The sequence below is a fragment of the Thalassobellus sediminis genome, assembly GCF_044386045.1.
Classification (GTDB): Bacteria; Bacteroidota; Bacteroidia; order Flavobacteriales; family Flavobacteriaceae; genus Thalassobellus; species Thalassobellus sediminis.
The window spans coordinates 273,292-285,674 of sequence record NZ_JBISCD010000039.1 but is presented as its reverse complement, the minus strand read 5'-3'; the positions used below and the strand labels follow the sequence as shown (position 1 = coordinate 285,674).

The following is a 12,383-nucleotide window of genomic DNA, read 5'->3' as shown; positions in this document are numbered from 1 at the left end:
CTTTATGTATACAAAATCAAAAACACACCACACATTATACCCGCTAATGGCACTAATTTTTTTCGTTTGTTTTGTTCTTTAAAAATCAAACCTCCTATGACGACTGCAATAATTAACTGACTACGTTTAATAGCTGAAAGTAACATAATTAAAGCTTCTGGGTCTTGTAAAGCTTTAAATGAAAAGTAGTCTGCAATTTGCAGTAAAACCCCAACTAAAGGGATTGACCAACGCCATTTAAAAGCGTGTCGTTTTTCTGGTTTAGGAAACCAGATTACTGTCATAATAACCAGTAAAATAAGTACGGTATATAAACAAAACCAGAATTGTAATGTTTGCGGGTTTAAGGTTAAATTCTGAATTAAAAATTTATCGTATAAACCACAAGAAGCCCCTAAAAAGGTAGCGCCTATAATAGCAAATATCCATTTATTTCTTTTAAAATGAATGCCTTCTTTTTTGCCTATTTTAGAATATAACAGTACGGAGAAAATAATAAGAAAGAAACCTATCCATTGCCAAAAACTAGGCTTTTCTTGATAAATAAGAATAGCACCAATAAAGGTGAAAAAAGGACCTGCCGATCTTATAGGTGTTACAATAGTTATTGGTAAATGTTTCAAGGCTTGATATGCTAATAACCAAGAAGCTGCCATCATAGCAGATTTTATAAAAATAAAACCATGTGTTTCCCATGGTATATTGGTAATATAAAACTGAATCTTAATCATGTATTCTGGGTAGAATACAGAACCTATATAAAAGGGGAGAAGTAATAAAAATCCAGATGAAATAGTTCCTAAAAGCACAGGAAACACTTCATTTCCTTGTACAGCATGTTTTTTACATAAGTTATGTAATCCTAAAAATAAAGCCGCTAAAAGTCCGAGATACATCCACATAATGCGCGCGAAGATACTAATACGCGTATTATAATTTTATACTGAATTCTGATTTATTTTGAAGCTTGAAATAGTTTGTTTGAAGTCTAATTACATTTGAATACTTAATTCGCTGAAAAACAAGTTTTAATAATCAAATAGCACTATGAATCCTTAATAAAATCTAAATCGAGAACATTAAAATTATTAGCTGCTTTTACCAATAGGGTAGAACCTATGGTTTCAAATAAATTATTCGTTTTAAGTACAAATTCTGCTTGCTTTTCAATCTTGTAATTAGGAATACCAATTAGAGTTAAATCTGTATTAGCAGAATACTGTGATATTATATTATAAAACGGTTCTTGCTCTACAGCATTGTTGATAATTTTTATTTCTACATTCACTCTTAAATTATCAACGAGTTCATCAATTTTTGAATATATAATATCTCTATCAACATTGTTATTATTTAAAAACAAGACTCTAATTTTAGTATGACTCCATTTAGGAGATGCAATGATGAATCTAGCAATATTCAACATCATTTCAGCATTCTTACTATCAGTTTCTCGCCACCATAAATCTACCGTTTGATAGTTTCCAAACTTTGTCTTATTATCAAAATCGAGATACAATAAATTATAATCTAAATGTAATAAGGTTTGAGTCATTTTAGAATATTCCTCAGAATTCTCTAAACCCTTTGGCCATCCCATCATAATGGTATTAGGCTCAACACCTGAAAAGCCAAAAGTGGTAGCTATATTAGTAATACCATTATATATATTATCAACTTTTACTTGTCGTGCAAAAATACCAAGATCGCTAAAGGTATCATCTCTAACAATTTGTTCTGTTCTTTTTAATGGCTTAAAATTATCTTTTTCTACAATAAGTTTAAAATTGGTAACAATGCCTGTTCTTCCTGAAACCGATTTACACAACTCTAGTAAGTAAGATTGATGTTTACTTTGACCGCTAAATAATATAATATTAGGGTTCCAATTTGGGTTTGCATCATCACCTTGCGCATTTATTTTTTTTAAACCTTTATTAACTACATTTTCCCAAACACTTCGCCATACATCATTAGACTGTAGCTTGACTTCCTTCCGTTGTAATCCAAAATACAAGGCTGCTACAATAGCAAAGGCAGCAATCATAGCCATCATATCTAGTTTAAACATAACTGTAAAACAAGCTATAAAACCAAGTAAACCAATCCAGCGTTTAATTTTAAATGACGGTTGAAAATCTGGATTCGCCCAACTTTCAAGAAAATAAGAAATATTTATAAACCCGTATGCCGTTAAATAAAACATAGAAACCACGCGCGCAATAACATCTAATTCACCTATTAAAATACCAGCTTCAGCAATAATAAACACCATAAACAAGGCATTTACTGGCTCTTCGTTTTTCCCTTTTCCTTTACCAAATAGTTTAGGCGTTACTTTATCTATAGACATGGCTTGTAAAATTCTAGGAGCACCAAGAATACCACCTAAAGCCGACGATAAGGTAGCTCCCCAAATTCCTGCTACCACAGCTGGAGCAAATAGGGCTATTTTCATTAAAAAATTATAATCTGTTTTTAAGACTTCAGAATTAACGCTAAAAGCAATAAAAACAGCTAGTGCAATATAAATTAGTAAGCCTACACCAATAGCCGATAAGGTTCCTAGAGGAATTGATTTTTTCGGATTTTTTAAATCACCACTCATAGCAATTCCTGCTGTAAACCCTGTAACAGCTGGAAAAAACACTGCAAATACCACTTCTAAAGGCACTGAGCTTGCATCAGAAAATAAATGTAAGGTTTCAGGAGCATAATCACTGCTTCCCAAAAAAACAGAAATCAACGAAATAACAATAGCTGCCAGAATAAAAAATTGCATTTTTAGAGCAACAGACGTACTAATTAAAGCTAAAACGGTAAGTGATATTAAGGCTAGTGTACCAGTTAACCGAATATCATTAATAGCCATTCCAAAGCCAAAATAACCGTTTAAACTTTCGGCAAACCCTACCAAATATAAAGCAATAGAAAAAGCAGTACCAACATATAAAGCAATACCAATAGAACCTCCAATAGGAATGCCCATACTTCGAGATAACACATAATAAATACCACCAGCACCAATTTTTTTATCTGATGCCACAGACGAAACACTTAAACCCGTAGTAACCGCAATAACGTGTGCTATGATTATAATGGCAATAGCACCAAATAAGCCTGCATTACCAACAACCCAGCCTAAACGCATATACATTATCACCCCTAAAATGGTTAGTAATGATGGCGTAAAAACGCCTTCAAATGTTCTATATTTCTTTTTTTCGTCCATTATTTGGTCTTTCTAAGGAATACTCGCAAAAGCGAAAGTGAATATAGCTAATCTTTTTATTTTATTTAAACGTATGGCGTTGTTCTTCTGTTGATGATGCTTTTAGCAATTGATTAAAAGTTCTTATAGAATTAAAATTATGGGTTATTGCTTCAGATACAGCAATTCCTGAAACACCTGTTTCTAATATATTTTTAACATCATCTGTCGTAATACCTCCAAAACCAATAATTGGTGTTTCTGTTTTTAAGGCTTCTGTAATGTCAATAAACCCATTTAAACCTAAAATAGAACTCAAATTTTCTTTGGTTACATTTCTAAAGCTACCTAAACCAATATAGTCAACTTCCTTACCAATTAAAGCTTCACAATCTTGCAAAGTATTAGCTGTACTTCCAATACTTTGCCAAGTGTACAAATGTTTTCTCACTATGGTAGGGCAGGTGTCATTTTTTTCTAAATAAACACCATCTGCTTTAATAATTTTCGCAATTTTATAATGACCGTTAATTATTAATCTTGTTTGAAAATGTGATGTAATCTCACTAGCTCCTTCAGCTATCTTTAAAATCTTTTTTTCTGAAACATTTTTTAAACGTAATTGTACCAATTCTACTCCAGATGTACATGCTTTTTGTATGTTTTCTAGGTGCTCTTTAGGAGAATTACCTTGTGAAATATAATGCAATTTAGGTATAATCATATTTTAATATCTACAGAAAATTAAATAAGAAGCAAAAATACGACTATTATCAAAGACAGTGATTCTTAAAAATTAAAACATCATGTGAATTATTTATGTGCCAAATTTTTAGATGTTGTAAAATAGATTGTAGTTCCTTTATTTTAAGACTCTTTACTCATATTTCTCCGTCATTCCTTTCAACCATTTCAAATACCACAAAAAATCAGTAAATTTAGGAACAGTATATCTAGTAATTTAAAATAACGCTTTAATTAATCAATAAATGAATCCTAATACTAAAAAACATTATCAATACAGCTTACTAAAGCTTAAGCATAACTTGGGGTTTTTATATAGTTTTAAATGTTATACTGTTTTACTATTATTATTTACTATTCTGAGTTGCAAAACAACAGTATTAAAACAATCAACTAATGAATCATTAATGTTTAAACTTGTAAAGGATAATTCATTTAGTTTTAATACAGGTATACTAAGCGGTGTGCTTCGGCAATCTGGAAAATCTACAGGCTTGGTTCCCGTTACACTAATATCCGATAGCTCAACTATTGCTCTTGGTGAAGGTTTATTTAATCATTACCGTGTTTTTACTAAAGGTAAACGATACGGGTATGGTGCTAGGCGATGGCCAAGTACTGCTAAACTTAAAGATGATGGAAGTCTAGAGGTTGTTTGGCCGGTAACCTTAGACAGACCTTTTGAACTACGAGGAACGTATCGCTGGGTAACTCCAAACACTATTGATTTAACAACAACGGTTTATGCCAAAGAACGACTTGAAGCTTTCGAGGTTTTTTTAGCATCCTATTATAAACACGAGTACATAGATTCCCGAGTATGGGCTTCTAGTAATCCATTGGGAAATAACACTAAAGGTTTCGTTTCTGCGGATAAAGAATTAGGCGAATGGCTTGCATTTCCAAGAGATCTCATGGCACAAAAGATTATAGATGATGGTCGCTGGAATTTGGAACCGCACCCACTTAAATGGACATTTATGCCAAACTTTGATAAACCACTTGCTATACGCCGAGACCCACAAGCAGGTACTACCATTATAATTATGACTAAGCGTAAGGATTGCTTTGGTGTTTTTACCCCTTACAATGAAGAAAAACATATTTCTAATTACTTATCCCTTTTTGGTTATGATATAGAAGCAGGAAGTACTGTTAATGCTCTTTCTAGGTTAGTAATACTAAGTAATCCAACAGATGCTGAGATTTTAAAAATTGCTGATGCGTTTCTAGGTGAATAATAATTAGAACTTACTATTACACTGTTTTTTAGGCACAGTAAAATAGATTGTAACACCTTAATATTTAATGTTTTTACCCAAATCTGACCTCCATTACTTTCAACCATTTCTTTACATAAAGAAAGGTCTAAACCTATTCCATTCTCTTTATTGTACCTTAAATTGAATTATTATTGTTTACTTCAAAAAATTTGATTTTTTTATGCGTTAAATCCTATAGAAAAAGATTTGTGAAAGATTAATTTACCTAGGCTTTAAGCATCATATTAGATTATACGGCTTGATTTTTTTGTGAAAGTAAAATTACTTAAGTTCGTTTTTTTTAATAAATAACCCTAGCCTTTTATTCTCGTTTCTTTTGATTGCTTTTTAATAATAGGATTCATTTTATTATCAACGGCATTTATTGAAGCTTTTGGGTTCATTAAAATAATACGTCCATCGTCACTAATATCACTATACGAAATAATATAGTTTTTAACATCTTCAACGCTTAAATTAGGGTTAATGGCCCATATTTTCGCAGCCAAATTTGCTACATTGGGCGATGACATGGATGTTCCAGACATTTTTAGTTTATCACCCCCAGGTACATAGCTCTCTACATCAAAACCATTGGCATGAACATCTACATTTTCTCCAAAACTAGAAAAACTTGTTTCTTCACCGGTTTGATCTACAGCACCTACAGTTAGTATATTAGGCAAATCGAAAGAAGAAGGGATAGCCTCATAAAACTCACTGTCTTCATTAGAGTTTCCAGAAGAAGTAATAAACAAAATATCTTTAGCGTCCTTAATAGCATCATAAAAAGCTATTTTCCCTATATCAAAAATCTCTCTTGCCAAATTCTTTCTTTCCTCACTATCTTCACCAACACCATGCTTTTCTAAAGCTATTTCAATCCCTTGAGGCGAACCTCCAAAGCTCATATTAACAATACGAACACCATTCGTTTTAAAATAGTTAATAGTTTCTATAGTTTCTTTAGCATCTTTTTTAGCATTTTCAATAGTTGGCAATTCAGGCATAAATTTATATCCAAATGTAATTCTTGCTACTAGTAAATTGGCTGCTGGATTATCAAAAACAGCAATTCCAGCAACATGCGTTCCGTGGGCATAGTTTCCAAAAAAATTAAGGTTTTCAATAAAAGGTTTCACTTCTTCAGGTTTTAACCCAGACATTGTTTTTTTTAAGTGGTCGGCATCTTCACTTTCTATATTAGACCGTAAATCTATTAATCCTTTATATAATTGTAATGTTTGTGGCACATCAACTTTTTGCTCATCAGAAAGTGTTATTAAATTACCAGTTATCTTGTTTAAATGTAAGTCATAGGCAATGCCATTAATGTCATCAACATAACCATTACCATCATTATCAATAGCATCAATTTTCTCCTTAGTATTTACATACATGTTGTTAGGGTATAAGGAGTCATCAACACCACTATCCCAAATTGCAATTGTAACCGGACTTAAATTAGATCGATTTGTTAAATCTACATCTCTATCTTTCCAAATATTCTTTTTTTCAACATGATTAGCATCTAAATATGTTTTATATACTTTAGCAACAATGTCTTTATAAGGCATAATATACTTTGTTAAATATTTGTAATAAATCAGTGAACCGGCAAAATCGCCACTCAGTTCGCCACCTATAGATGCAGGATCAATATTTTCTACAATTAGACCTTTTATTAAGTTTTCAGAAAAAATCTCCATTGATGATTTACTAGATTTTATGTTGTCGCCAACTACCTCATATTCTAAAGGCATAACTAATTTCTCTAATTCAGTCTTGTATGCAGTATTGAATTCCTCAAAATTTGAGGTTTTATGATTGACTAGTGTATTTAAATAGGTAAAAGTGAGAATACCAGAGGTTAGCTTTTGTGCTGGTTTTACCTGTAACGATTTAATCATTTCAGATTTTGCTTTTCCTTCATCAAACCGTTCCTCAAAAAAGTCAATAGATTGTAATGTAGACAAAATACTTTTCTTTAAAGTAGTATCTTCTATAACATAATCGTTTTTAAGAGACATATAGTTTTTTTCTACCTCCAGATATAACTTTCTAAATAGATCATCATCTGCATATACAACAGAAGCGATATCATCAATTTTATAAGTAAATCTTGGAATATCATCAACAGATTGAATGGTATCACGTTGTCCATAAGTTGAAAAAATAGTGAAAGTACACGCTAGGAATAAACAAATAGAATTTTTCATGGAAGTAATGGATTAATTGGTTTTAGTTTTTTAGTTACTTATAAAGATAGGTATAATAAAGCACATAATTTTTTTTATATTTTTACGTGTCATGTAACTTCATCTATCAATAAGCAATTAATATCACAAAGGATACTTTTTTTTACACTACTTAATATCAGAAAGTTATACATGTATTTTTTTATGATTAATGTCATAAAAACTCCTGTCATATTTTCCTAGTTTTAGCTAATTCAAAAATTTAAATTATGAAAAGCTATAACCAATCATTTATTAAAACTATCTGTTACAATGTATTTATTCTTGGGTTTTTATTATTATTCATGGCCTGTAATAACAGTTCTTCAAAAAACAAAACAAGTAATACCGAAACAGGAGATATCTCAAAATTTGAAGATGTTTATTGGAATGTTAAAGCCATTCATCCTGATGGGCACAGCCTAGATATTAAAGTCTTTAATAATGAAGGAAAGGCTTTCGATGTAAAGGCCATTCAAAACTCCAATCAAGATAACTTTTTAGATGTAAAAGCTTTTATGGATGGCGAAAAATTACCCGTTAAGGTATTAGTTAGTAAAAATCAATTTTCTCCTGTCGTAGCTATTACTGCAAAAGGTCATCCTCATAAAATTAAAGCAATAACCCTAGAAGGAGAAGAACTAGACATTATTGGAGTCACTAGATTTGATAATGTTGTTATTATGAAAGCCCTTACCAAAAAGGGTGAGTTCTATGGTGTAAAAGCTATTTCACCTTCAGGACAACTTAATAATGTTAAGGGCATAAAAATTAATACAAAAGAAAGAGAAATGTCATTAAAAGGCTTAGATATATATGCGCATGTTATAGTTATGCATCAAACAGATAATGAAGACAATCTTATAATACCTAAAAAAAATATAGCAAAAAACATAAAAGAAAATAGTTTTGAAAGAATTATCTGGAATATAAAGGCGGTAACGCCCGAAGGTAAAAATTTAGATGTAAAAGCTTTTGATAGTGAAGGCAATAAATTTGATGTAAAAGCAACACAAGACTCTAAGCAACATAGCTTTATGAATATCAAGGCCTTTGTAGATGGGGGTGAATTACCAGTTAAAATCATGCATAGCAAAGACGAATATGCACCCATTAAGGCTATTGGGTCAGACGGCACCATATATGATATTAAGGCGGTAACTGATGCTAATGTAAAACTAGATGTAAAAGGTATTAGTCGTTCAGGGAATCTTATAAATGTTAAAGCTGTAAATGAAAATGGTGAATTCTATGGTGTTAAAGCTTTTAATCCAGAAGGCAAACTTAATGCCGTAAAAGGAATTAAGATTTTTGATAGAGAAGTAGAAATGAATGTACGAGGAAATCCTGTTCATGCACATTTAAAAGCTATTACTCAATAATATCCGCTGTCGCAGGTAATAGCATCAATCTTAGAAGAGATGCCTCAGAATTTTAATTATAGATTTTTATCTGCATGATTACAATAAAACTAACATTTTTATTGTTACAAAGACATTTTATATAACGTCTGATTATAATTCTTTTTTGAATTATAATGTTCTGCTTATTCTTAAGAAAACGAATGCTTATGGGATATTTTACATAATATTACATTATAGCTATCAAATGGAAACAAAGGCTTAAACAACATAATGAACATTTGTAATATAATGTTCTGCGTTATGTAACTTTACTTTGGTAAAAGCGAAGTAAGTTATTATCCCAAATTTTCTTTTATTTTTTTTCTTCTCAAATGTTTCTTTAAAAATGCAATGAAATACGCTTTGCCCGAAGCGACGGTAGGAGTGAAGTGGGAATGTGTATGGAATGGGAATAGTTACTAAATACATGAAATTAGAACTCTATTTTTTTGTAATATTCAATCAAAAACATTAAATTTCACCAATAGTATGATTATTAAAACAAAAATACGCATGTCTACAATTAGAAAAACAATAACATTTACTGAAAAACAAGATAAATGGATAAAATCACGAATTACAATTGGTGAATTTACTAATGATAGTGAATATCTTCGTGATTTAGTAAGACAGGATCAGGCAAAAAACGCTAAATTTTCCGCACTAAAAGCAGCCATAACAGAAGGTATGGAAAGCGGCATTAGCAATAAATCTGTTCCAGATATTATGAAAGCAGTTGAAGAACGTATGAGAGCAGATGGGCGTTTATAAAGTATCTGGAAAGGCCGAAAGTGATCTTACAAAAATGTACGAATATGGAATTGAAAGGTTTGGATTAAAACAGGCACAAGAATATTTATTTGGAATACACGATATCTTTCAATTTTTATCCGATAACATCAATCTTGGACGAGATGCCTCAGAATTTGTATTCGCATTAAAAAGGTTTTCTTACAAATCTCATACTATTTTTTATTTAGCTACAGATATTGATATTTTAATTGTTCGTGTACTTAATCAAAGTATGGGCTATGAAAATAATTTATAGCTAGATTTTTTTCTTCACAATACAATAAAACTGAAGTTTTTAATGTTACAAAGACATTTTATATAATGTCGGATTATAATTTCAAATCTGAATTATAATGTTCAGCGTTATGTAACTTTGCTTTGGCAAAAGCGAAGTTCAAACTACTACTTTTTCTTATTTTTTTCTTCTAAAAACTTTCTCTACAATGTTAATGGAACACTCTTTTTACGAAACGACGATAGGAGAGAAGTGGAATGTGTGTGGAATGGTTTTAAATAAACAAATATACTTACAAAAATCACTATATTTGAATTGTTGTGTGACAATTGAATTTAAAGTAAATTGTACCGATTAAGATAATATTATGAGTAAAACAATTAGCAGACATATAAATAAATTTTTATTAGATCCAAATAATTATAGGTTCATCGATAATAAGGATTATCGTAGAATAGAAGAAAGCGATATAGCAAATCCCAGAATCCAAGAAAGAACATTTAATTTATTAGCAGGTAAAAACTTAGAAAATATTTCTGATTTAATAAGAAGTTTTAAAGCTAATGGTATTCTTAAAGATCCTATTCAAGTTAAAGAATTATCAGATGGAGAATTTCTAGTTGTTGAAGGAAACAGAAGGACTGCTGCATTAAAACAGTTATATAAAGATTTTCAAGAATCAAAGGATGTTGGAAAACTTACTGAAAGTGATTTTAAGAGCCTTGAAGTAGTTCTTATATCAGATGACAATCCAGTTGAGCATTTAATTACTATGGGTATCCACCATATTAGCGGTAAAAGAAAGTGGAGTCCTGTTAATCAAGCTCAATTAATAAAAGATTTAATTGAAATATATCATATGTCAGAAATAGATGTATGTGACTCTTTGGCAATAACAAAGCATAATTTAAGAAGAAGTTTAAGAAGTTTAGCCTTTATAGAAAGATTCAAAAATAGTGATTTTGGAGACCAGTTTCAAACAATGATGTATTCAGTGTTTGAAGAAATTATTAAAAACACTAAAGTAAAAGCTTGGTTAGAGTGGAACGATAATACTATGGCTCCTGATAATTTAGTAAATGAAGAAAGAATTTTTCAATGGATATCCAAAGAGCAAACAACAGAAGAAAATGAGTTAGGAGAAGAAATTGAAATAACCAGAGAACCAATTATTACTAAAAGTCATGAAATCAGAGAGCTTTCAAAATTTATTGATGATCCACAAGCTGTTAATCAAATGGAAGAGTCTAGAAGTATTACTGAAGCTTTTGCTTTAAGTGATGCTGTTGGTGAAGCAAGATTAAATAATGCAATGTCTAGTATTTCAAAAGAGGTTAATACAGCTTTTCAATTTAGTGAATATCTAAAAAATGAAGATTATGAAAAAATTGAAAATTTAAAAATAAAGTTAGATAGATTAATTCCGAGTTCAAATTCAAATGCAGTAGTTTCTAGTAGTTCTATAATAAATCAATATTTTACTGAGATAAATTCTCAATTTTCTTCTTTTGAAATTAATCAATACAAAAAGCTTAATAAGACCTTTCTTAATAAAATAGGTAAAGTTAATATCATTGCAGGAGGAAATAATACAGGAAAAACATCCTTATTAGAAGCTATATATCTTCAAACGAATTTAAATGATATAAATGCTCTTATAGAATTAGAAAGAATAAGAGGTAATTTTGGTTCTGAAATTCCTTCAAGTTGGATAGAAGAAATTTTTCATCAAACGATAGATATAGATTCAGTTTTTAATAATACTGAATGTGCATTAGAAATAAACTTTAATCAAACTATAGAACCTATTGATAAAAGTAACTACATTAAATCTATAGATTGCGAAGCTTTAGTGTCAAGTAATACTTTAGATAGTAGAATGCACCTTTATACAAATAGAGAACCAGTTCTACTTTATGATGAAGTTAAGAAACTTTGTACAGCAGCTTTAAGTAGCCCTTTTAGGCATACACCTAAATTACTCGAAAGAGCACATGCAAAATCAGTGGAAAATCAATATCTCTCCAAGATAATAGATTTTATAATTAGATATATTGATCCTAAAATTGAAAAAATTGAATTAACAACCATAGATAGTGTAAAACGATTTATGGTATCTTCTTCAGAATATAATAAGGCTTTAGATTTGTCTCAATATGGAGAAGGAGTACAAAGAGTTTTTGAAATTGGACTATTAATGGGCTATTGTAGAAATGGCGTTTTGTGTATTGATGAAATTGATAGTGCTATTCATAAAAATTTATTAATCCCTTTTACAGCTTTTATTCAAAATTTAGCTGATGACTTTAATGTTCAAGTTTTCCTATCAACCCATAGCAAGGAATGTATTGATGCGTTTGTATTAAATGACTATCCAGATGATAATTTGATGGCTTATGCTATGACACAAGATGAAGATGGTGAAATAAGGTCAAAATTTTTAGAAGGTAATGAATTAAAGAGTTTGGTTAATTCTATTAATATAGACATAAGATAAAT

The 12,383-nt window shown here is 30.4% G+C and carries 9 protein-coding genes; 5 read left to right on the top strand and 4 right to left on the bottom strand.

All coding sequences use genetic code 11. The features are described 5' to 3' along the window. Positions 1-2: 2 nt before the first annotated feature. The 3 genes from ACH5TW_RS05990 to ACH5TW_RS05980 form a co-directional block, all read right to left on the bottom strand. A complete protein-coding gene (locus ACH5TW_RS05990; protein WP_439335588.1) occupies positions 3-902 on the bottom strand; it encodes an EamA family transporter in 900 nt (299 codons plus the stop codon). 143 nt (positions 903-1,045) lie between these two features. Further along, on the bottom strand, positions 1,046-3,232 hold the full coding sequence (locus ACH5TW_RS05985; protein ID WP_439335587.1) for an amino acid permease: 2,187 nt from the start codon (positions 3,230-3,232) through the stop codon (positions 1,046-1,048). Between the two features lie 61 nt (positions 3,233-3,293). Next, a complete protein-coding gene (locus ACH5TW_RS05980; RefSeq protein ID WP_439335586.1) occupies positions 3,294-3,935 on the bottom strand; it encodes a thiamine phosphate synthase in 642 nt (213 codons plus the stop codon). Positions 3,936-4,362: 427 nt separating this feature from the next. Here ACH5TW_RS05980 and ACH5TW_RS05975 point away from each other — a divergent pair, with 427 nt between their 5' ends. Continuing rightward, on the top strand, positions 4,363-5,196 hold the full coding sequence (locus ACH5TW_RS05975) for a hypothetical protein (RefSeq protein WP_439335585.1): 834 nt from the start codon (positions 4,363-4,365) through the stop codon (positions 5,194-5,196). Between the two features lie 335 nt (positions 5,197-5,531). On the opposite strand, the gene ACH5TW_RS05970 is transcribed toward ACH5TW_RS05975, so the two are convergent. Continuing rightward, positions 5,532-7,436, bottom strand: coding sequence for a S8 family serine peptidase (locus ACH5TW_RS05970; protein WP_439335584.1), 1,905 nt, complete (start codon positions 7,434-7,436; stop codon positions 5,532-5,534). Positions 7,437-7,684: 248 nt separating this feature from the next. Here ACH5TW_RS05970 and ACH5TW_RS05965 point away from each other — a divergent pair, with 248 nt between their 5' ends. From ACH5TW_RS05965 to ACH5TW_RS05950, 4 genes are all read left to right on the top strand, one after another. Then, positions 7,685-8,836 (top strand): DUF7486 family protein, encoded by a 1,152-nt coding sequence (locus ACH5TW_RS05965; protein WP_439335583.1) that lies wholly within the window; start codon positions 7,685-7,687, stop codon positions 8,834-8,836. 534 nt (positions 8,837-9,370) lie between these two features. After that, a complete protein-coding gene (locus ACH5TW_RS05960; RefSeq protein ID WP_439335582.1) occupies positions 9,371-9,628 on the top strand; it encodes a type II toxin-antitoxin system ParD family antitoxin in 258 nt (85 codons plus the stop codon). Beyond that, positions 9,615-9,905: a type II toxin-antitoxin system RelE/ParE family toxin gene (locus tag ACH5TW_RS05955; protein ID WP_439335581.1), complete on the top strand. Its 291-nt coding sequence runs from the start codon at positions 9,615-9,617 to the stop codon at positions 9,903-9,905. The genes ACH5TW_RS05960 and ACH5TW_RS05955 overlap by 14 nt, the downstream gene beginning before the upstream one ends. A gap of 346 nt (positions 9,906-10,251) precedes the next feature. Then, positions 10,252-12,381 carry an AAA family ATPase gene (locus tag ACH5TW_RS05950; RefSeq protein WP_439335580.1) on the top strand — a complete coding sequence of 710 codons (2,130 nt, stop codon included), beginning with the start codon at positions 10,252-10,254 and terminating at the stop codon, positions 12,379-12,381. The last annotated feature ends 2 nt before the right edge of the window (positions 12,382-12,383 follow it).